Source organism: Nonomuraea sp. NPDC004580 (genome assembly GCF_040609855.1).
GTDB classification, from domain to species: Bacteria; Actinomycetota; Actinomycetes; order Streptosporangiales; family Streptosporangiaceae; genus Nonomuraea; species Nonomuraea salmonea.
This window is the reverse complement of the sequence record NZ_JBEXLH010000102.1, coordinates 1-19648: the sequence shown is the minus strand read 5'-3', so window position 1 is coordinate 19648 and position 19648 is coordinate 1. Positions and strand designations below refer to the sequence as shown.

Here is a 19648-nt window from a genome sequence, read left to right as displayed (position 1 = left end):
GCGGCGACCTACACCCCGCGCCCGCGCGACCGGGCCGCCCGGCTGGGCCAGGCGGCGGCGCTGGCGCTGTCGTCCGGCCACGCCGACCACGCCGCCACCCTCGTCGCCCAGGCCGAGGACTTGCTGGACGATCCCACGTCGCTCGCCACGCTGACCGAGGTACGAGCGGCGGTGGAGTTCGAGCGGGGAAAGGGCCGGTCGGCCGCCCGGCTCCTGATGGAACGGTGCCCGCCTGCCGACCCGGTGAGCGCCGTGCCCATGCTGCGCACGGCGGCCGGGTACGCCTGGATCTGCGGCGAGGCGGAGGTGATCCGGGGCGCGGCCGCACGGCTGACCGCCATGGGCACACAGGACCCGATGATCCAGGGACTGGCGCACCTGGTCGACGACGACTACGCGCGCGGCCTGCCGCTGCTGGCACAGTTCGTCGCGCACACCCTGCCCGATGTCACCGGCCAGGCGCCGGGCAGCCTGCTGGAGGGCGCCACCGTCCGGTGGGCCGCCTTCTGCGCGATGGTCATGGCCGACGACGACGCGGCCGCCGCCCTGGCCGGCGCCGAGGTGGCGCGGTTGCGCCGGCAGAGCCTGGTGGGGGCGCTGCCGCAGGTGCTTCAGGATCTGACCGGAGTGCACGTGCAGGCCGGCAGGCACCGTGACGCCGAGGCGTGCATCGCGGAGGCCGTCGAGCTGGCGCGCCACACCGGGATGCACCAGCGCGTGCCGCGGCTGCACTCGGTGCTGGCCAGAGTGGCGGCGATCGAGGGCGACGAGCAACGCTGCGTCCGGCTCGCCGGCGACCAGCCGGACGCCGGTGGCATGACCGGCCTCGCCGCACTCTGCCTGCTCGACCTGGGGTACGGACGCTACGACCGGGTGCTGGAGCGGCTCGAGGCCGCGGCTGGAGGACCGCTGCGCCACCTGACGACGCTGGTCACAGCCGGGGCCGAGCAGGTCGAGGCGGCCGTGCGGCTGGGCCGGCCCGAACGGGCCCAGGAGCCCCTGCGCCGCCTGGAAGCCTGGGCACGCGCCGGGAACCAGCCATGGGCCGAGGCGGTCAGTGCCCGCTGCCACGCGCTGCTGAGTGACGACGAGGACGACTATCTGCGCGCACTGGCGGCGCACCGGCGCGCGAACCGGCCCTTCGAACAGGCACGTACCGAGCTGGTGTACGGGGAGTGGCTGCGCCGGGCCCGACGTCGCACCGACGCCCGCACCCCGCTGCGGGCGGCGCTGCAGACCTTCGAGCGGTTGCGGGCCGCGCCGTGGCGGGCGCGGGCGGAGGCGGAGCTGAAGGCGACAGGAGAGTCCGTGCCGGCAGCCCAGCCGACGGCCGCCGACCCGCTGGAGCGGCTCACGCCCCAGGAACTCCAGGTGGTGCGTCTGGCGAGGGACGGGAGCACGAGCAGGGAGATCGCCGCACACCTGTTCCTCAGTCCGCGCACGATAGAGCACCACCTTTATCGGGCCTACCGCAAGCTCGGCATCCGGTCACGCCGGGAGCTGGCCCACCTCGACCTCACCTGAACCACGCCGAACGCGAACCGCCCGGCCCGCTCGGTGCTGCCCGATCAGGGACGGGCGCCGGCCTCGGTGTCCGAGGATCTGGGGATCAGCCGGGAGACGCTGCGTAACCGGGCGCGTCAGGCGCAGACCGACGGCAGCGCGGGCGCCAAGGCGCGGGGACGGTCACGCCCGCGGAGCCGCGGGATCGATGAACCCCGGGACGGCCTCCAGCAGGGCGCGCAGCAGCCGCCTGGCGTCGTCGCCGGAGAGCCGGTCAGGGGTGTTGACGAGCTGCGCGGCCAGCCCGTCCACGAACGTGTGCAGCACCGCCGCCCACAGCTCGACCTGGGGGTCGGGGTGTGGGCGGAGCGCCGCGTCGGGGTCGCGGTCGGGCTCGTGGCCGCGCAGCTGCGCGATGCACTGGCGGTGCAGGGCCCGCTGGTCGTTCCAGGTCTGGGAGCCGTCCTTCGGCGGGTGGTCGCGTTCCCACTCGATGACGGCCTGCCACAGCGCGTATTCCTCGCGCCGCTCGTCGTCGAGCGGGAGCAGCTCCTCTATCAGCGAGATGATGCCCTCGACGACGGAGCTGACCGTGCGGGGGCGCATGACGCGGGGCAGGAGGCGGGCGCGCAGGGCGTCGGAGGTGGCGCGCGCGACGTAGGACTGCAGCTCGTGCTGGTTGGCGAAGTAGTGGCGCAGTGACCCGGTGGACCAGCCGGCCTCGGCGGCGACGCCGCGGACGGTCACGCCGGCCAGGCCCTCGCGCAGGATCACCCGGATCGCGGCCGCGCCGATCTCCGCCCGCCGCTGCTCATGATCGACGAGTCTGGGCACTCGCTTATGGTAACACGTGCGTGTTACTTTAACTGACACGGGCGTGCTGTCAAAGGGGGAACATGTCCATCGAGATCATCGCTACGGTGCTCGGGGTCGCCCTGCTCGACACGCTCAGCCCGAGCGTCATCGGGGTGACCCTGTACGTGCTGCTGGCCAGTCCGAGGAGGACGGCGGCGCTGCTCGGCACCTACTTAGGCGCGGTCGCGGTCGCGTACTTCGCTCTGGGGGCGCTGCTCATGCTCGGTCTCGGCGCAATCGTGCCGGTCATCGACGGCACCGCGCTGGCCTGGGGCAAGGTGGTGCTGGGCGGAGCGCTCATCGTGGCGAGCTACCGCATCCCCCAGCAGGGCGCCGCGCCCGAGGCCCGGTCGTTCACCGTGGGGGCGATGCTGGCGCTGGGGCTCGGCACATGGCTGTTCGAGTTCGCCACCGCCGTGCCCTACTTCGCCGCCATCGGCATCATGACCTCCGCCGGGCTCGCCGCGGCTCAGTGGCTGGCGCTGCTCGGCGCGTACGTGCTCATCATGGTCCTGCCCGGCCTGCTGCTCTGGCCGGCCTGGCTCGCTCTGGGCGAGCGGACCCGGGGGCGGTTCGAGACGTGGCGGGCCAAGCTGGCGTCCGGCTCGCGCGCCACGCTCAGCTGGATCGTCTGGATCGCCGGGTTCCTCATCGTGGCGGACGCGGCGGCCACGCTGTTCCCCGAGACGGTCACCGTTCCGTGGCGGTGAAGGGCACCGACTCACCGCGTACGGCAGGGGCGGGCGCGGCGGCTCTGGCGTGGCGCGGCGGGAAGAACGCGATCAGGAACGACACCAGCGCCGCCCCTCCCCCGATGGCCGGCGCCACACGGAACCCGTCGTCGGACGGCAGCTCGGCGGGCCCGAACCGGGTCGTCATCCCCGCCAGGATGGCCCCGGCCACGGCGGGCAGCTCGGGCACCAGCGGGATTCACCAGCGTCTGCATCAGCGACACCGGTTTGGCGATGCCCGGCGCCGGCTGGGATCATGGCGGCGGACGTCGGCGCAGGGCAGGCAAGCAGTTCCGGTGCGGTGATGAAGATGACGAGGACCATCCGGGCCGAGCGCGTCGGCGTGACCCGCGAGCAGATCCTGACGGCGACCGAGCGGCTGTTCGCCGAAGACGGGGTGCGCGCGGCCTCCAACCGGCGCATCAGCGAGGCGGCAGGGCAGGGCAACACGGCCGCCGTGGGCTACCACTTCGGGGCGAAGGCCGATCTCGTCCGCGCGATCGTCCGCAGGCACGCCGAGCCGATCGAGGCCCGCCGGGCCCGCATGGTGGCCGCCGCCGAAGGGTCGGGAGACGTACGCGACTGGGTCTCGTGCATGGTGCGCCCGGTCACCGAACACCTCGCCGAGCTGGGCTCGCCCACCTGGTACGCCCGCTTCCTCGCCCAGGTCGGCACCGACCCCGCGCTGTGCGCGATCCTCCAGGAGGAGAACCGCACGTCGCCGTCGCTGCGCCTGGCCGTCGACGGCTGCCACCAGTGCCTGCCCGAGCTGCCCGCCGCCGTGCGGGCCGAGCGCGGCGAGATGACGCGCCAGCTCATCCTGCACACCTGCGCCGGGCGCGAACGCGCGCTCGCACTGGGCGCCGCCACGCCGCGGGCGAGCTGGCACGACGCGGCGACCGGCCTCATCGACGCCCTCGTGGGCCTCTGGCTGGCCCCGGCGTCATGAAACCGGGGCGTGGCGGGTTTGCCGCCATCGATTCTGGAGGTCTATTATCCAGAATATGCGGATGAGTGAGGGCGTCGAGTGGGCGATGCACAGCTGCGTCAACCTCTCTTATCTCGACTCGGACGAGGCCATGACCGCGGCGCGGCTGGCGGCGTTCTACGAGCTGCCGCCCGCGTACCTGAACAAGCAGCTTCAGGCGCTGTCCAGGGCGGGCATCCTCAGTTCGACGCCGGGGCTGCGGGGCGGGTTCAGGCTGGCCCGCCCGCTCGAGCGCATCACCTTGCTCGACGTGGTGACGGCGATCGAGGGGCCGGGTGAGGCGTTCCGGTGCGAGCAGGTGATGCGCAAGGGGCCGGTCGGGCGGGAGGACGTCGACTATCGCAAGGCATGCTTCATCTCGCAGGCCATGCGGCGGGCCGAGATGGCCTACCGCAAGGAGCTGGCCGCCCAGACTCTGGCCGACATCAGGGCGAAGGTGGAGCGCCACTCCCCCGGCGCGCCCGAGGCCGCGCGGGAGTGGTTCGCGCGCCGGCGCTCCTGAGCGGCCTTCGCCGTCGGCACAGATTCCGGATATCAAGTAACCAGATTGTCGGTAAAGGAGTCACATCATGCGTATGGACGTCAGTCGAACCGCCATCGCGGGATACAAGGGCATGTTCGCCGTGGAGGCGTACATCGGCTCTGGACCGGTGCCCCGCAGCACGCTGGAGCTGCTGCGGCTGCGGGTCAGCCAGATCAACGGCTGCGCCTTCTGCCTCGACATGCACGTCAAGGAGGGAATCGAGGCGGGCGTGCCCGAGCAGAAACTGCACGCGGTGGCCGCCTGGCGGGACACGCCGTACTTCTCCGACGAGGAGCGGGCCGCGCTGGCGCTCGCCGAGGCCGCGACCCGGATCGCCGACAACCCCGAGGGGGTGCCGGACGACGTGTGGGACGCGGCGGCCGACCTCTACGACGAGGAGTCGCTGGCCGTGCTGGTGATGGCGATCGCCGCGATCAACACGTGGAACCGCCTCAACGTCACCGTCCGCAAGGGCCCCGCGGACTGATCCGGCCGCTCACCGCTCCCCGACGACAAGACTCACCGCTGCCGCTCAAAGCTCACCGCTTTCCGCCCGGCGGGCTCATCCCTCCCCTCCGAGGTGCTCGCCGAAGAAGGCGCTGAGCTTGGCGACGGCGGGGGTGACGTACGCGTCCCGGTCGTAGAGGTCGATGTGGGTGGCGCCGTCGATGACGTACAGCTCCTTGGGCTCGGCGGCCCGCTCCATGGCCTCGCGGCTGTTGTACGCGCTCTCCGCCTCCGACCCGACGATCATCAGCAGTGGCCGGGGCGAGATCAGGTGGGCCATGGCGAAGGAGTCGTACTGGGCGATCCTGTCGATGCTGCGCAGCACCCACCCCTGGACGGCGCGAGGATGGTGGCCGCACGGCGTGCGGTAGTACTCCCAGGTCTCGCGGAACTGCCGGGTCTCGGTGGCGAAGCGCTGCTCGGCGTCGTCGGGGATCCACGGCACCATCCAGGGGGCCTCGCCGCGCGCCTCCGCCGTACGCGCGGCGCCGGCCTGCTGGAGCAGGGCCGGCAGCACCGCGGGGTCCTGGGTCCTGCCGAGCCCTTCGCGGAAGGCGTGGCCCAGGTCCGCGGCGCTGACGGTGGCCACGGCGCGGATGCGATGGTCGGTCTGGGCGGCGTAGGGGACGTAGCCGCCGGAGGCGCAGATGCCGAGCGCGCCGATGCGGCCGGGGTCGATGTCGTCGCGGGTGGTGAGGTAGGTGACGGCGGACTTGACGTCCTCGGCCCGCTGGAAGGGGTCCTCGAGGCCGCGCGGCTCGCCCTCGCTCTCGCCCTGGTACGCCGCGTCGAACACGACCGCGGCGAACCCGGCATCGGCCAGACGCCGGGCGTACAGGCTGGGGCTCTGCTCCTTCACCCCGCCTCCGGGGTGCCCGATGACGACGGCGGGCAGCGGGCCGCCGGTGTGGCCGTCGGGGGTGAACAGGATCCCGGCGAGGGCGAGCCCGTCGCTGGTGAAGGTGACGTTCGTCTGCATCGCACTTCTTTTCGGTATGGGGTGGTTCGTCACCGAGGCTCGCAGAGCCCGTACGGAAGCGGGAGAGGCGAGTCGTGTCCCAGGTCATCGCTGTCCTAGGACAGAACCGGCCCCCCTTACGACGGCCCCGCCTGCGGCAGACTGGGTCCCATGACACACCCCACCGAGCTCGGCGCCTTCCTGCGCGCCAGGCGCATGGAGCTGAGCCCGGCCGAGGTCGGGCTGCCCGGCGGCGGCAGGCGGCGGGTCAAGGGGCTGCGCCGCGAGGAGGTGGCGCTGCTCGCGTCGATCAGCACCGACTTCTACACCCGCATCGAGCAGGGCCGCCGCCAGGCGTCGGCGTCCGTGCTCGACGGAATCGCCCGCGTGCTGCGGCTCAGCGACGACGAGCGGTCCTACCTGTACGAGCTGTCGGGCAAGGAGGCCGCGGCCCCGAGCTGGCGAGCCGCGCAGAAGGTCCAGCCGCAGCTGCGGCGGCTGCTCGACGACCTGGCCACCACCCCCGCCGTGGTCCTGGGCCGGCGCACCGACGTGCTGGCCTGGAACGCGATGGCCGCCGCCCTGTTCACCGACTTCGCGCGGCTCCCGGAGAAGAAGCGGAACTTCGTACGGCTGGTGTTCCTCGATCCCGCCTTCCACCGGCTCTACCCCGAGTGGGAGCACGTCGCCAGGGCCTGCGTGGCGCAGCTGCGCATGGAGGCCGCCCGCGACCCGGCCGACCCGCGGCTGGCCGCGCTGGTGGGCGAGCTGTCCGTCCGCGACGACGACTTCCGCCGGTGGTGGGGCGGCCATCACGTCGAGGTGCGCGACGTCGGCAAGAAGGTCATCGACCACCCGATCGCCGGGCGGCTGGTGCTCGACTGGTCGGCCCTGGCCTGCACCACCGACCCCGACCAGCAGCTCATCACGCTGACGGCCGAGCCGGGCACGCCGTCGCACGACGCCTGCGCCTGCTCGCCTCCTGGCAGGCCGGAGAGCCTGACGGCGTGGGTGGTACCGGCCAGTCCTAGTCTGCACGGGGCCAGCCGGCGTGCCCTTTCTGCGGGTTCCGAGGCGTTCCTACAGGTGAACGCCGATGAACCGAGGAGAGGTCACCGAGATGTGCACGATGGCGCTGCCGTACGAGCTGTGCCGGCTGGGCGCGGACGCCGGTCATGCCCTGCGCACGCCCGTCGCCGCGCTGCGGGTGGAGCTGGAGGAGGCCCGCCTGCACCGCGACGAGCTCGACGTGGACGCGCTGCTGTGCCGCGCCGTCGACGCCGTCACCCGGCTGGAGCGGGTCATCGAGCAGCTGCGGCTGCTCGACGACCCCTCCTACGCCGTCGAGCACGGCTGCCGCTTCGGTGAGCGGCTGCGCGGCTTCCACCCCAGGTGAATGACCTGGGCTTTGCCCGCCGCCTTGCATACTGGCCGTATGAGGCGGCCTGACCAGCTGCGCGAGTTCCTGCGGTCCAGGAGGTCACGCGTCTCGCCACGGGACGTGGGGTTGCCCGCGCGTCCAGGACGCCGGGTGGCGGGGCTGCGCCGCGAGGAGCTGGCCCTGGCCGCCGGGGTCAGCGTCGACTACTACACCCGCATGGAGCAGGGCCGGGTGGGCAACGTCTCCGACCAGGTGATGGAGGCGGTCGCCGCCGTGCTGCGGCTGACCGCGGAGGAGTTCAGGCACCTGCGCGAACTGCTGCGGGACGAGCCTGGCACACCGGAGCGGCCCGACCGGGCGCCGATCAAGCCCAGGGCGGCGCTGCGCATGATGCTGGACACGCTCGGCCCCGTGCCCGCGCTGCTGATGACCGGCGTGATGGACATCGTGGCGGTCAACCGCATGACGGCCGTGCTGCTGGCCGACTTCGAGGCGATGCCCCGCGCCGAGCGCAACATGATCCGCTGGGTGTTCCTCGACCCGCGCGCTCCCGAGGTGCTGCCGGAGCGGGAGGCGATCCTGATCGAGGCCGCCGCCTGGCTGCGCGGCGCGCTGGGCAGGGCGGGCGGCAGCTCACGGCCGCAGGAGCTGGTGGACGAGCTGACGGCGTGCTCGCCGGAGTTCGTCCGGCACTGGGCCGAGCACCAGGTGACCTACTGCACGTACGGCGACAAGCGCTTCCATCACCCGGCGGTCGGCGGCTTCACGCTGCACTGGGAGACGTTCGCGCCGACGGCCGACCCCGGCCTCAACCTCGTCGTCTACACCCCGCCCACCGGCTCGGCGTCGGCGGAGCGGCTGGCGGCGCTGGCGGCGTTGCGGTAGTCGCGCGGCGCCAGGCCCGTCAGGCGCTTGAAGGCGTTGCTGAGGGCGCTGACCGAGGCGTAGCCGACCTCGCGGGCGATGGCCTCCATGGTCGCCTCGCCGTCGCGCAGCCGGCCGGCGGCCAGCTCGATGCGCCAGCCGGTGAGGTATTCCAGTGGCCCCTTGCCGACGACCTGCTTGAACCGGGCGGCCAGCGTCGAGCGGGACACCGCGCACACGCCGGCCAGCTCGGCGACCGTCCAGGCGTGGGCGGGGGCGGCATGCATGGCGCGCAGGGCCGGCGCCACCACGGGGTCGGCGAGGCCGGCCAGCCAGCCCGAGGTCTGGCCCGGCGCGGTGGCGACGTGCAGGCGCAGCAAGTGGATGAGCATGACGAGCGCGAGGTGCTCGGTGACCAGGGAGGCGGCGGGCTGGGAGGCGCGCAGCTCGGCGGCGATCAGCTCGAGCGCCCAGCGCACGGTGGTGGCCTCGGTGGTGCTGCCGGGGACGTGGATCACCGGCGGCAGCACGTCGAACAGCAGCTCACCGGCCCGCTCGCCGAAGTGGAACCGGCCGCTCATCAGCTCGACGTCGTCGCCGTCGCCGGTGCGGGCCGGGCCGCCCGCCGCCGCCCTGAACACCGGCCCGGCCGGGGCGGGCGTCACGCCAGGGCCGCTCGCCAGGGTGAAGGCGCGCGGCTGGACGAGCAGGAAGCAGTCGCCCTCGCGCAGCTCGATCGGCTCGGGCACGCCGTCCACGGTGAGCAGGCAGTGGCCGCGGCGCACGGCGTTGAACTTGACCCCGTCCGGAGGGTCGAACGCCAGCGCCCACCGGCCGCCGGCCACCAGACCGACGGACAGGCGGCTGGTGGTGCCGACGAGCGTGAGCACGTCTTCGAGCGGATCGGCTTGCCGGACTGTCACGCAACTATCCTGGACGGTTGAGGCTTCTGCGTCCAATCGGGGCTTTCTAGAGTGACGGGCATGACCCGTATCAGCACCCCTTTCACCGCCAATACCACCGCCGCCGAGGTGCTCGCCGGCGTCGATCTGACCGGCCGCCGGATCATCGTGACCGGCGGGGCGTCCGGCATCGGCCTGGAGACCGTACGCGCGCTGCGGGGTGCCGGGGCCGACGTCACCGTCGCCACCCGTAACCCGGCCGCCGGCGAGCGGCGGCTGGACCTGAGCGACCTCGGCTCCGTCCGCGCCTTCGCCGCCTCGTGGACGGGACCCCTGCACGCGATCGTCGCGAACGCCGGCATCATGGCGCTGCCCACCCGCCAGGTCACCGCCGGCGGCTGGGAGCTGCAGCTCGCCACGAACTTCCTCGGCCACTTCGCGCTGGTCACCGCCCTGCACACCAACCTGCGGCAGGCCGGTGACGCGCGGGTGGTCATGGTCAGCTCGGGCGCCCAGCTGGGGGCGCCGTTCGACTTCGACGACCCGCACTTCGAGAAACGCCCGTACGACCCGTGGACGGCCTACTCGCAGTCGAAGACGGCCGACGTGCTGCTCGCGGTCGGCGCGGCGCGGCGCTGGGCGGACGACGGCATCATCGCCAACGCCCTCGAACCCGGCTATATCCACACCAACCTGCAGCGGCACGTGGACGCCGCGACGATGCGGGCGATGGGCGCGATGGACGAGGCGGGCCGCCTGCTGACCCCCGACTACTTCAAGACCCCCGAGCAGGGGGCCGCCACGTCGGCGCTGCTGGCCGGGTCGCCGCTGGTGGCGGGCGTGACCGGCCGGTTCTTCTCCGACAACCAGGAGGCCGAGGTGGTGCAGGGCGGGCCAGGGGTGACGTCGGGCGTGGCGTCGTGGGCGGTGGACCCTGAGGCGGCCGACCGGCTCTGGGCGTACGCGCTGGACGCGATCTCGGTGTAAAAGTCTCAACAGGGAGTTCAACGATACCGTCGAAGGTATGACGAACTCCCCGTACGACGCCGACGCTCTCCTGCGGCTGCTGCCCGCCCGGCCGCGGCTGCTCGCCCTCGGCGAACCGACCCACGGCGACGAGACCCTGCTCGGCCTGCGCAACGAGCTGGTCAGGCGGCTCGTCGAGCAGGAGGGCTACCGGTGCGTCGCGATCGAGAGCGACTGCATGAAGGGGCTGGTGGTGGACGACCACGTCACCTCGGGCGCCGGGGACCTGTCGGCGGTGATGGAGGGCGGCTTCAGCCATGGGGCGGGGGCGGCGGCGGGCAACCGCGAGCTGGTGCGGTGGCTGCGGGCGTACAACGGGGGCCGTCCACCCGCCGGCCGCGTGCGCTTCGCGGGCTTCGACGCGCCCATGGAGATGACCCACGCGGCGAGCCCCCGGCAGGCGCTCACCTCCCTGCACGCCTACCTCGCCGCCCACGTGGACACCGGCGTCCTGCCGGAGACGCTCGACCGCCTGCTCGGCCCCGACGAGCGGTGGACGGACGACCAGGCGATCTTCGACCCGTCGCGGTCGATCGGCCGGTCCGACGCGGCGAACGAACTGCGGCTGCTGGCCGACGACCTGACCGTCCTGCTCGACGCCCACGCGCCGCAACTCGTGGCGGCGGGCGGGCGCGACGCGTGGGATCGAGCCCGCCTGTACGCCCGCACCGCCAGCGGCCTGCTGCGCTACCACGCGCAGATGGCCGGCACCGCGCCCGGCCGGGTGAACGCGATGATGGGCCTGCGCGACGCGATGATGGCCGCCAACCTGCTCGCCCTCGCCGACCGCGGCCCGACCCTCGTCCACGCCCACAACCGCCACCTGCAGCGGCAGCGCAGCACGGTCATGCTGGGCGAGCTGCGGGTGGACTGGTGGAGCGCCGGCGCGCAGGTCGCGCGCCGGCTCGGCGAGGCGTACGCCTTCGTCGCCACCGCCGTCGGCACCATCCGCCACGAGGGCGTCGGCACCCCTCCCCCTGACACCGTCGAAGGCGTGCTCCACGCGATGCCCGGGGACCGTTTCCTGGTCGCCGGCCGGGAGCTGGACGCCACCGGCCTCGTCCCCCGCGACTCCGCCTGGTACGGCTACCTCCCGCTCACCCCGGCCGACCTGACCGGCAGCGACGCCCTGCTCTACGTCAGAGACCTGCCGCCGGGTCTCTGACTCAGGTGACGGTGCCGGGCTGCGCCGAGAGCAGGGTCTGGGCCCAGCCGGTGGCGTCGACGGTGTTGTGAGCGGTCAGGTCGTCGCCCTTGCCGTCATAGGGGTCGCCGTCGTGGTAGCGGTACAACGCACCGGCCGGGTTATGCCCGTAATAGACGCCTCCGCCGGGCGAGAGGAGCGCGTCGAAGTTCTGCCAGGTGCTGTCACGGAGCTGGTGCCGGTCCCAGTCGTCCTTGCCCTTGATCTTGTACGACAGCAGCAGCCCGTTCGTGGTGGTCCCCAGGATCCAGTCGGGCCCCGTCGTCGTCAGCGTCTTGAGCGTGAACCCCGTACCGATCAGAGTGTTCCCGGTGATGTCACTGATGGCCGGCTTGGCCGCGGTGAGCGTGTAGCGGCGCAAAGTGCCGGCCGCGATCCCGAAGAGGTGACTCCTGCCGTCGTAGGCCAGCAGATCATGCGTCCAGCCGGTGCCGAGCAGCACAGGCGTCTCGAAGATCAGCTCCTCGTTGTTCGTGCGGATGTCCACCCGATACAGCTCACCCCCGTCGCCGGGCTTGGTCACCAGAAGCGTGTTGAAGTTCAACGTCGCGATCGCCTTCGGGGTGAAGCCGAGACTCGCCGCCGAAACCACCGCCCCATGCGTCCGCTCACCCGACTCCGCATCGATCGTCGTGTAGGTGAGCCGCCCGTCCGGCAGCGCCCCATAGATCTTCGCGGTCCCCTCGGGGGACGTGGCCGAGCAGTTGTGGCTGGTGACGTTGTTCCATTCCCGGCCGTCCGCCTGCCCGTAGGTGACGCCGTTGAAGGTCGGTCTGACCCGCTCGGAGTTCTCGGTGCCCCAGGAGGCCCGTCCGTCGCCGTTGGCGTCGTAGCCGAGCTCGAAGTGCAGGTGCGGGTGGCCGTTGGCGGTCGCGCCGTCCTTGCCGACCTCGCCGATCACGGTTCCGCGCTGCACCCGGTCGCCGACCGAGACGTCACGCGCGTGCAGGTGGATGTAGGTGGTGAAGTAGCGGCCGCCGTGATCGATCTGGATCATGTTGCCGGCGTTCTCGTGCTTGTACGACTGCTTGACCGTCCCGGCGGCGGGCGCGATCAGTGTCGCGCCCAGGGTGCCGTGCTGGTCAGGCTCCTTGACCATGTCCAGCGCGGGGGCGTGTTGCCAGGTGTTCAGCTGCCACTTCTGGCCGCAGGGGAAGGGGAGCTGGAGATCGGGCGCGGCCATCGTCTCGCGTGCGGACGTGGCCGTCGCCTGGCTCGCCGTGCCGGCGACGACGAGCATCGCGGCGACGACGGCGGATAAGCGTACGAATCGCATGACATTTCTCCCAAGTACGGATGCGTGGCGTGCAGCGCCACGGCCAAGACCGTAGGAAGGGGCGGTATGCCGGAGGTATGCCGATGATCGGTCAGGAGTCGTTCAGGTAGCTCAGGACGGCCAGCACGCGGCGGTGGTGTCGTCGTCGGTCAGGCCGAGCCTGCCTGCTCTCCCCCAGGACGGCGAAGCGCGAATCCCGCCCGGGCGCCGGCCGGCCATCGCATACCCGCTCTCCACTCCTTCGGTGCCGTCGTGCCTCCGCCGTGCACCCGGCCGGAGGGACTTTCGCCCAGGCGGGTCCAGGAGTGGGTCTGGACCCGTTCCTCTGTGCGGCAGACGTATCCCGGCGTCAGGGGCGGGTGGCGCGGGTGACGATGACGTCGATGATGTCGTCGGTGCTGATCCCTTTGTGGGCGAGATCACCCACGGTGACCAGCTCGGCGATGCCGTGGGCGCTGGCCAGCACGGCCGCGACCGCGGCCTTCTCGCGGGGGCCGCCGGTGCCGTCGTCCACGCTGAGCGCGGTCATGATCTCGTCGATGCCCTGCTCGATCTCGGGGTGCCGCCCGGCGACGAAGACCGAGGAGAAGACCAGCCGGTATTCCTCGTGGTTGCGTACGGCGTAGTCGATGTAGCTGCGGTAGAAGGCGCGCAGCCGCTCCTCCTGCGTGCCCTGCGACAGCACGGCGGTGGCGATGTGCTGGGTGATGTCGGACATGACGCGGGCGGCGAGCGCCGCGAGCAGCGCGGTCTTGTCGGCGAAGTGGCGGTAGGGGGCCATGCGGGACAGGCCGGCCATTTCGCCGACCGCGCGCAGCGTCACGGCGTCGAGCCCTTCCTCGCGCAGCAACGTCAGCGCGCTCTCTATCAGCCGGGACCTGGTGCCGTCGATCATGCCTTCACTCTCTCATGACCTCCCGTGTTGACAATGTCAGCACGGGCGCTGACACTGTCAACATACCCCAACGTTGACAACGTCAGCAGGAGCGCTATGAAGATCATGGTGAACGGCGTGCCCCACGAGGTGGACGCCGGGCGAGACGATCCGGTGGTGGACGTCCTGCGTGACGGCCTGGGCCTCACCGGGACGAAGGCCGTGTGCCGTACGGGCGTCTGCGGCGCGTGCACGATCGCCGTGGACGGCACCCCGCAGGCGAGCTGCCTGCTGCCCTGCGCGGCGGTGGAGGGCCGGGCCCTGACCACCGCCGAGGGGCTCGACCACCCCGTGCAGCGTGCCTTCGCCGCCCACGACGGACTGCAATGCGGTTATTGCACGCCCGGCTTCGTGGTCGAGGCCGCCGCGTTCGTGGACGCCTGGAGGGCCGAGAACGGCGACGTGACGCCGCCCCGCGAGGAGATCGCCGCGGCCCTGGCCGGTCATCTGTGCCGCTGCGGCGCGTACGCGGGAATCTACGCGGCCGTCGCGGCCTCCTGCCGGGGCGAGCACGACACGGACACCCCCGCACCCGTCCGGGTCGAGGCGATGGAGAAGATCACCGGACGCGCCCGCTACACCACGGACGTCCGGCTGGACGGCCAGCTCGAAGGCGTGATCATCCGTTCGGCGCAGGCGCACGCGCGGGTCACGTCCGTGGAGGTGGACGGCGTCCCCGTGGTGGATCTGCTGCCGGAGGACCGGATCGTGCGCTACGCCGGCCAGCCGATCGCCGCCGTCGCCGCCGCGACCCGCAGGGAGGCGCAGGCGATCGCCGAGAGCGCCAGGATCGGGTACGAGCCGTTTCCCGCCGCGCTCGACGACGGCCCCGACGCCCCGCCGGTCTACGACGAGCAGAGCAGGAAGAACGCCCGCAGCTCCAGCGAGGGCATGACGGTGCCCGGCGGCTGGGACGGCAACGTGCGCGGGCCGTTCAGCGGGGCGAGCAAGCGGGCGGGCAAGGCGGCCACGCTGATCGACGAGGCCCGGCGGCGCGACGACCCGCTGCTGGTGACGGGCGCGTTCAGCACCGCCGTACAGGTGCACACGCCGCTGGAGCCGCACGCCTGCGTGGCGCGGTGGGACGAGCGCGGTGACCTCCACCTGCACCTGTCCACGCAGACGCTGGCCATGGCCGCCGAGCAGGCCGCCAAGCGCTGGAAGCTGGACGAGAGCCGGGTGCACGTCGTCGCCGAGCACGTGGGCGGCGGGTTCGGCGCGAAGTCCGGGATCACGGTCGAGTCGGTCGCGGCGGTCGAGCTGGCGCGGGCGTACGGCGCTCCCGTACGCGTGGTGTTCAGCCGCGCCGAGGAGCTGACGGACGCCGGCAGCCGGCCGGGCAGCAAGACGAACATCGCCCTGCTCGCCGACGACAAGGGCGAGCTGGCCGCGCTCGCGATCGACGTGCGGGGCCGGGGCGGCGTCTCCATCGGATCGGCCTCCGCGTCGCTGGCCCGCCTCGTGTACGGCAAGGCGCCCCGCCGGCTGCGCGACTACGACGTGGTCACCAACGAGCCGCCCGGCACGCCCTTCCGCGGTCCCGGCGCGCCGCCGCTGCTGTGGGCGCTGGAGCAGGCCGTGGACGAGATGGCGCACCGGCTCGGCGAGGACCCGATCGTGCTGCGCCGCCGCTGGGACGGCAACCCCAAGCGGCACGCGCTCTACGAGCGGGCCCTGGAGCTGCCCGTCTGGCGGGACAGGCCGCGCAGCGGGTCGCGGACGGGACGCTTCCGCCGCGGCGTCGGCGTGGCCGTGGCCAACTGGATCTACCTCGTCGCCACGGCGACCCAGGTCGAGCTGGAGGTCGAGGGCGACGTGATCGTGGCGCGCACCGCCACCCAGGACATCGGCACCGGCGTGCGCAGCGTCATCGCCGGCGTCCTGCGCGAGGAGCTGGGCCTGCCCGCGGAACGCATCCGCGTCGAGATCGGCAGCTCCGCCACCGTGCCTGGACCGCCCGCGCTGGGCAGCCGCAGCACCACCTCGGTGGCGCCGGCCGCCCGCGACGCCGCCCGCCGCCTGCTCGCCCAGGGCCTCACCCATGGCGCCAAGGTCGTCGGCAGGCGGCGGGGCGACCGGGGCGGGTACGTGACGCCGTTCTCGGTGCAGGGCATGTCGATCGGGCGCGGGTTCAGCGGCGCGGTGCACGTCACCGAGGTCGAGGTGGACACCAGGCTCGGGACGATCAGGCCGCTGAGCGTCTGGGGCGGCATCACAGCGGGCCGCATCTACGCCGAGCGCCCGGCGCGCAACCAGTGCGAGGGCGGCATCATCCAGGGCATCGGCTACGCCCTGTACGAGGAACGCCACATCGACCCCGTCACCGGCACCGTCCTCACCGCGAACCTGGAGGACTACCGCATCCCCGGCATCGGCGACACGCCGGAGATGACCATCCACTTCCACCAGGAGGGCTGGGACCACGTCAACGGCGGCGGCGTCGGGCTCGGCGAGGTCTCGACGGTCGGCGTGGCGGCCTCGGTGGCCAACGCCGTCCACAACGCCACCGGCTGGCGCCCCCACGACCTCCCCATCCGCCCCGACCGCCTCCTCCAGGGCCTCGCCCCATGACCACCCCACCCCGTAAGACGCCCCTCGGCGGCTCCTCCGCACCTCGCCCGGCGGCCGCCCCGATGTCAGGCCCCTCCACACCCCGCGGAACCCGCCCGGCGACCACCCCGATGCCAGGTCGCTCCACGCATCGCGGGTATGCGCGAACCCAGGAGGTTCCGCCACTCGGGGACCTCTCGGTGATCGCCGCTGAGCCTCACCGCTTGCGGGCCGCCGCCTCTCCCCCTCAAGCCGTTTCGCATCTCGAAGGGATCCGACCTTGACCGTCTCCACCGATCTTCTTGAGGCCGCGCGGCACGGGGTGCCGCGGGCGGGTGGCACCGATGTGATGAGCCGGCCGGTGGCCGGGCCGTTCGTGGATCTGGCCGAGCTGCGTGACGTGCCCGGCATGTCGGGCATCACCTGGCAGCCGGACGGCTCCGCCCGGCTCGGTGCGCTCACCACCGTCGCCGAGGTGGCCCGTGACGAGCGGCTGCGGGCCGCGTACCCGGCGCTGGCCCTGACCGCGCGAGGGCTGGCCACGCCGCAGATCCGGGCCGTGGCCACCGTCGGCGGGAACCTGCTCCAGCGCAACCGCTGCTGGTACTACCGCAACCCGGCCTTCACCTGCCACCAGGACGGCGGCGACTCCTGCCCGGCCCGCGCCGGCCAGAGCCTGTACGCCGCCGTCATCGACACCGGCCCCTGCCTGGCACCCCACCCGTCGTCCCTGGCCATGGCGCTGCTGGCGTACGACGCGGCCGTCGAGGTGCACGGCAGGAGCCCGTTCCCTGCCGCCGACCTGTACGGCGACGGCTCCGACCCGACCCGCGACCACCTCCTCGGCCCCGGCGAGCTGCTCACCTCGGTGCACCTGCCGCCGCCGGTGGCCGGGGAGCGGGCCGCGTACCGGAGGGCCATCGCCCGCTCCGAGGGCGAATGGCCGCTGGTGGAGGCGACCGCCCGCCTGGTGCTGGACGGCCCGCGGGTCACCACCGCCGCAGTGGCGGCCGGCGGCGTCGCCCGCGTGCCACTACGGCTCGCCGAGGTGGAAGCCGCACTCCTCGCCGGCGACCCCTTCGAGACCGCCGCCGCCCTGGCCGCCGCCCGCTGCACCCCGGCCCCGCACAACGCCTACAAGGTCACCCTCCTCACCGCCACCATCCTGGAGGTCCTGGAACGAGCCGCGTCCGACGACTGACGGGTCAGGTGCACCTGCCGTTCAGCCAGGCGCGGTAGTCCTTGGTGTAGTTCGTCATCACGCTCTTCGGGGCCTGGGCCAGCACCTCCGTCCAGCGGGCGGTGTTGCCGTTCCAGGCGGCCGGGGGTTCCTGCCAGGCCACGCTGTCGGTCCAGCGGGCCTGGGAGCCCTTGAGGAGGGCCGGGTGGCGCTTGGCGAGCTCGGCCTGGATCCAGGAGTCCTGTGAGTAGACGAGGATGCGCATCGACGCCTGGCGTTCCTTGATCGGGTCGGAGACCTCCTTCCAGGCCGCCGCTCCGTACGTCCCATCAGAAAGGACGGGCCGGGCCTCGGGCTTGATCTCCAGCAGCGCGATCATGCCGCGCGAGCGCACGTGGTCCAGCCACTGCCGCAGCGTGTGCACCTTCTGCCCCTTGTAGGGCCCGCGGGCGATGCTGCGGTCGCGCAGGTTGTCGCTGCCCGCCGTCCACCACAGGTCGGTGATGGTGCGCCGGACGCCGGTCAGGCCGTTGGTGGAGGTGTTGTGCCACATTACGGCCTTCGTGCCGTGCTTGGTGAGCTGGACGTCCCCTTCCACCCCGTCGGCGCCCCACGCCCGCTGGTCGTCGACGCCGCGGGCGTGGTTGGGCTGGCGGATCTGGTCGCGGTCCCAGGGGTTGGAGCCGCTGGGGTAGCCGCCGTGGCCGAAGACCTCGGGGCAGGCGGCGGCGTGGGCGGCCGGCCGTGCGTACGCGGCCGGTGCCGCGAGCGAGGTGCCGAGCGCGGTCAGCGCGGTCACCAGCGCCGCCTTCCTCATGATCGTCATGCGTGCTGACTCCCTAGGGTCGGGGGATGATCGGCACGGGCAGGCTATGCGGCGCGGGCCCGGATGATCAACAGGTCAGCGGGAGAGTGCGTCGGCGACGAGGTCGAGGTAGGCGTGCCCGGCCGCCACGCTGACGGGCAGGCCGAGGTCGGCGAAGTCGTCGAGCAGGCGGCGCAAGGCGGCGAGGTGCTCGTCCCAGGGGGCGTCGGGGTCGTACGGGCCGCCGATGAACGCGATCAGCTCGGCCGTGCCGGGCGAGCGGCGGGCGACGCCCTTACCCGCGACGGGGACGAGCCCGAGCTTCAGCGCGCGTTCCTCGTCGGGGCCCTTGGGGGTGGGCGGCTCCGGCTCGCCGGACGCGAGCTGCTCGCTGAGGGTGAGCGGGCTGCGTTCGATGCCGTGCCGGTCGAACAGGACGTCGCAGTCGGACGGCCAGCTCGCCAGGGAGACGGGGTGGACGTACCAGTCGGCCCAGAGCGGCAGCCCGTCCCTCACGTACTGAGAGCTGAGGCCGCGCGTGCCGCGCGGGCCGTTGTGGCGGGCGTCGATGGTGATGACCGGCTCGACGGGCGCGGGCGGCGCGTAGCCGTCGAGGTGGGCGTCGGACACGACGACGAGCAGATCGACGTCGCTCCAGTCGTCGGCGCGGCCGGCGCCGAACGAGCCTGCCAGCGCGGCCCCCGCCACGGAGGGGTCGTCGCGGAGCTCGGCGGTCACGGCGTCGAGCCAGCGGGAGCGGAGTGCGGCGAGCCTGGGGGCCGGTGGGGCGGCGGGCGTCACGCGGCGTCTGTGGTCAGGACGCCGTTGAGCAGGGCTTTCAGGTAGCGGGCGGCGACGGCGGGATCGTCGGGATAGGGGCTGTTCTTGACCGCGTACGCGACGCCGCACAGCAGCACCAGCAGGTCGGGTGCGTCGAGGCCGGGCCGCAGGACGCCTTCTGAGACCGCGCGGGCGAGCAGGTCGCGGATCATGCCGACCAGCTCGTCCCTGAGCTCGCGGGTGCGTTCGGTGGTCGGCGCGGGACCGAGCGCCTCGGTGGCGAAGGCCTCGTCCTCGACGTACGCGGTGAGCGCGTGGTCGAGGAACGTGTGCAGGGCGGCGCGGACGTCGGGTGCCGCAACGCCCCTGCGGACCTCGGCGATCATCGCCTCGAACCGCTCCTCGGCGAGCGCGGCCAGCAGCGCCTCGGGGGTCGGGAAGTGGCGATAGACGGTGCCCACTCCGACGTCGGCCTCCCGGGCGACGGCGTTGAGCTGCAGCGTCGCGCCCGCGTCGACCATGGCTCTGGCCGTCTGCAGGATCTGCCGGCGGTTGCGGGCGGCGTCCTTTCTCAGCGGTGTGGCGGGCATTGGTAGTCAGGGGCGCGGTGCCGTGAAGGCCCGGTTCCCCATCCCCCTTTCAATTCCGTACGTGCGGTTTTCCCGCATACGGCTTACCGAT

Annotated in this window: 20 protein-coding genes; 11 read left to right on the top strand and 9 right to left on the bottom strand. The window is 72.8% G+C overall.

The window, feature by feature from the left end; translation table 11 throughout:
- Positions 1-1524, top strand: a 1524-nt coding sequence (locus ABZW11_RS44850; RefSeq protein ID WP_355432207.1) for a LuxR C-terminal-related transcriptional regulator, incomplete at its 5' end; no start/stop codon positions are given.
- A 162-nt stretch (positions 1525-1686) separates the two neighbouring features.
- Here ABZW11_RS44850 and ABZW11_RS44845 read toward each other — a convergent pair.
- Positions 1687-2337, bottom strand: a complete 651-nt coding sequence (locus ABZW11_RS44845; protein ID WP_355432204.1) for a TetR family transcriptional regulator C-terminal domain-containing protein — start codon at positions 2335-2337, stop codon at positions 1687-1689.
- A 62-nt stretch (positions 2338-2399) separates the two neighbouring features.
- On the opposite strand from ABZW11_RS44845, the gene ABZW11_RS44840 reads away from it, so the two are divergent.
- Positions 2400-3068 (top strand): GAP family protein, encoded by a 669-nt coding sequence (locus ABZW11_RS44840; protein ID WP_355432202.1) that lies wholly within the window; start codon positions 2400-2402, stop codon positions 3066-3068.
- Here ABZW11_RS44840 and ABZW11_RS44835 read toward each other — a convergent pair.
- Positions 3049-3279 (bottom strand): hypothetical protein, encoded by a 231-nt coding sequence (locus ABZW11_RS44835; protein WP_355432200.1) that lies wholly within the window; start codon positions 3277-3279, stop codon positions 3049-3051. The genes ABZW11_RS44840 and ABZW11_RS44835 overlap by 20 nt on opposite strands.
- A 114-nt stretch (positions 3280-3393) precedes the next feature.
- Between ABZW11_RS44835 and ABZW11_RS44830 the strand changes: the two genes are divergently transcribed.
- The 3 genes from ABZW11_RS44830 (at position 3394) to ABZW11_RS44820 (ending at position 5087) form a co-directional block, all read left to right on the top strand.
- A complete protein-coding gene (locus tag ABZW11_RS44830; RefSeq protein ID WP_355432197.1) occupies positions 3394-4038 on the top strand; it encodes a helix-turn-helix domain-containing protein in 645 nt (214 codons plus the stop codon).
- Between the two features lie 61 nt (positions 4039-4099).
- Positions 4100-4579 carry an Rrf2 family transcriptional regulator gene (locus tag ABZW11_RS44825; protein ID WP_355432193.1) on the top strand — a complete coding sequence of 160 codons (480 nt, stop codon included), beginning with the start codon at positions 4100-4102 and terminating at the stop codon, positions 4577-4579.
- Positions 4580-4646: 67 nt separating this feature from the next.
- On the top strand, positions 4647-5087 hold the full coding sequence (locus ABZW11_RS44820; RefSeq protein WP_355432189.1) for a carboxymuconolactone decarboxylase family protein: 441 nt from the start codon (positions 4647-4649) through the stop codon (positions 5085-5087).
- Positions 5088-5162: 75 nt separating this feature from the next.
- Here the strand turns inward: ABZW11_RS44820 and ABZW11_RS44815 are convergent, their stop codons facing one another.
- Positions 5163-6086, bottom strand: a complete 924-nt coding sequence (locus ABZW11_RS44815; RefSeq protein WP_355432186.1) for an alpha/beta hydrolase — start codon at positions 6084-6086, stop codon at positions 5163-5165.
- A 150-nt stretch (positions 6087-6236) separates the two neighbouring features.
- On the opposite strand from ABZW11_RS44815, the gene ABZW11_RS44810 reads away from it, so the two are divergent.
- Both ABZW11_RS44810 and ABZW11_RS44805 read left to right on the top strand, forming a co-directional pair.
- The gene (locus ABZW11_RS44810; protein ID WP_355432183.1) at positions 6237-7433 is read left to right on the top strand and encodes a helix-turn-helix domain-containing protein; all 1197 of its coding nucleotides are present in this window, start codon (positions 6237-6239) and stop codon (positions 7431-7433) included.
- A gap of 67 nt (positions 7434-7500) precedes the next feature.
- Positions 7501-8331, top strand: coding sequence for a helix-turn-helix transcriptional regulator (locus ABZW11_RS44805; RefSeq protein WP_355432179.1), 831 nt, complete (start codon positions 7501-7503; stop codon positions 8329-8331).
- On the opposite strand, the gene ABZW11_RS44800 is transcribed toward ABZW11_RS44805, so the two are convergent.
- On the bottom strand, positions 8268-9233 hold the full coding sequence (locus ABZW11_RS44800) for an AraC family transcriptional regulator (protein ID WP_355432176.1): 966 nt from the start codon (positions 9231-9233) through the stop codon (positions 8268-8270). The two genes, ABZW11_RS44805 and ABZW11_RS44800, sit on opposite strands and share 64 nt — an antisense overlap.
- Positions 9234-9293: 60 nt before the next feature.
- On the opposite strand from ABZW11_RS44800, the gene ABZW11_RS44795 reads away from it, so the two are divergent.
- Together ABZW11_RS44795 and ABZW11_RS44790 are read left to right on the top strand one after the other, a co-directional pair.
- A complete protein-coding gene (locus ABZW11_RS44795) occupies positions 9294-10199 on the top strand; it encodes an SDR family NAD(P)-dependent oxidoreductase (protein WP_355432172.1) in 906 nt (301 codons plus the stop codon).
- Positions 10200-10236: 37 nt separating this feature from the next.
- Positions 10237-11403 (top strand): erythromycin esterase family protein, encoded by a 1167-nt coding sequence (locus ABZW11_RS44790; protein ID WP_355432169.1) that lies wholly within the window; start codon positions 10237-10239, stop codon positions 11401-11403.
- Between the two features lies 1 nt (position 11404).
- Here ABZW11_RS44790 and ABZW11_RS44785 read toward each other — a convergent pair whose 3' ends face one another.
- Positions 11405-12718, bottom strand: a complete 1314-nt coding sequence (locus tag ABZW11_RS44785; RefSeq protein ID WP_355432167.1) for a M23 family metallopeptidase — start codon at positions 12716-12718, stop codon at positions 11405-11407.
- A 349-nt stretch (positions 12719-13067) separates the two neighbouring features.
- Positions 13068-13613 (bottom strand): TetR/AcrR family transcriptional regulator, encoded by a 546-nt coding sequence (locus ABZW11_RS44780; protein WP_355432164.1) that lies wholly within the window; start codon positions 13611-13613, stop codon positions 13068-13070.
- 105 nt (positions 13614-13718) lie between these two features.
- Here ABZW11_RS44780 and ABZW11_RS44775 point away from each other — a divergent pair, with 105 nt between their 5' ends.
- Both ABZW11_RS44775 and ABZW11_RS44770 read left to right on the top strand, forming a co-directional pair.
- A complete protein-coding gene (locus ABZW11_RS44775; RefSeq protein ID WP_355432210.1) occupies positions 13719-16223 on the top strand; it encodes a molybdopterin-dependent oxidoreductase in 2505 nt (834 codons plus the stop codon).
- 259 nt (positions 16224-16482) lie between these two features.
- Positions 16483-17403 (top strand): FAD binding domain-containing protein, encoded by a 921-nt coding sequence (locus tag ABZW11_RS44770; RefSeq protein WP_355432161.1) that lies wholly within the window; start codon positions 16483-16485, stop codon positions 17401-17403.
- A gap of 4 nt (positions 17404-17407) precedes the next feature.
- On the opposite strand, the gene ABZW11_RS44765 is transcribed toward ABZW11_RS44770, so the two are convergent.
- The 3 genes from ABZW11_RS44765 to ABZW11_RS44755 all read right to left on the bottom strand — a co-directional run bounded on the left by ABZW11_RS44765 (position 17408) and on the right by ABZW11_RS44755 (position 19557).
- Positions 17408-18208, bottom strand: coding sequence for a glycerophosphodiester phosphodiesterase family protein (locus tag ABZW11_RS44765; protein WP_355432158.1), 801 nt, complete (start codon positions 18206-18208; stop codon positions 17408-17410).
- A 75-nt stretch (positions 18209-18283) separates the two neighbouring features.
- The gene (locus ABZW11_RS44760) at positions 18284-18988 is read right to left on the bottom strand and encodes a nucleotidyltransferase domain-containing protein (protein ID WP_355432155.1); all 705 of its coding nucleotides are present in this window, start codon (positions 18986-18988) and stop codon (positions 18284-18286) included.
- On the bottom strand, positions 18985-19557 hold the full coding sequence (locus tag ABZW11_RS44755) for a TetR family transcriptional regulator (protein WP_355432152.1): 573 nt from the start codon (positions 19555-19557) through the stop codon (positions 18985-18987). Before ABZW11_RS44755 ends, ABZW11_RS44760 begins: the two co-directional genes overlap by 4 nt.
- Positions 19558-19648: the final 91 nt, after the last annotated feature.

Bases quoted from the DNA above. Each gene is read 5' to 3' on its own strand.
- ABZW11_RS44765 (WP_355432158.1), bottom strand. From the start codon at position 18,208: ATGACGATCATGAGGAAGGCGGCGCTGGTGACCGCGCTGACCGCGCTC.
- ABZW11_RS44790 (WP_355432169.1), top strand. From the start codon at position 10,237: ATGACGAACTCCCCGTACGACGCCGACGCTCTCCTGCGGCTGCTGCCC.
- ABZW11_RS44805 (WP_355432179.1), top strand. From the start codon at position 7,501: ATGAGGCGGCCTGACCAGCTGCGCGAGTTCCTGCGGTCCAGGAGGTCA.
- ABZW11_RS44775 (WP_355432210.1), top strand. From the start codon at position 13,719: ATGGTGAACGGCGTGCCCCACGAGGTGGACGCCGGGCGAGACGATCCG.
- ABZW11_RS44755 (WP_355432152.1), bottom strand. From the start codon at position 19,557: ATGCCCGCCACACCGCTGAGAAAGGACGCCGCCCGCAACCGCCGGCAG.
- ABZW11_RS44815 (WP_355432186.1), bottom strand. From the start codon at position 6,086: ATGCAGACGAACGTCACCTTCACCAGCGACGGGCTCGCCCTCGCCGGG.
- ABZW11_RS44830 (WP_355432197.1), top strand. From the start codon at position 3,394: ATGAAGATGACGAGGACCATCCGGGCCGAGCGCGTCGGCGTGACCCGC.
- ABZW11_RS44820 (WP_355432189.1), top strand. From the start codon at position 4,647: ATGCGTATGGACGTCAGTCGAACCGCCATCGCGGGATACAAGGGCATG.
- ABZW11_RS44840 (WP_355432202.1), top strand. From the start codon at position 2,400: ATGTCCATCGAGATCATCGCTACGGTGCTCGGGGTCGCCCTGCTCGAC.
- ABZW11_RS44810 (WP_355432183.1), top strand. From the start codon at position 6,237: ATGACACACCCCACCGAGCTCGGCGCCTTCCTGCGCGCCAGGCGCATG.
- ABZW11_RS44795 (WP_355432172.1), top strand. From the start codon at position 9,294: ATGACCCGTATCAGCACCCCTTTCACCGCCAATACCACCGCCGCCGAG.
- ABZW11_RS44825 (WP_355432193.1), top strand. From the start codon at position 4,100: ATGAGTGAGGGCGTCGAGTGGGCGATGCACAGCTGCGTCAACCTCTCT.
- ABZW11_RS44785 (WP_355432167.1), bottom strand. From the start codon at position 12,718: ATGCGATTCGTACGCTTATCCGCCGTCGTCGCCGCGATGCTCGTCGTC.
- ABZW11_RS44780 (WP_355432164.1), bottom strand. From the start codon at position 13,613: ATGATCGACGGCACCAGGTCCCGGCTGATAGAGAGCGCGCTGACGTTG.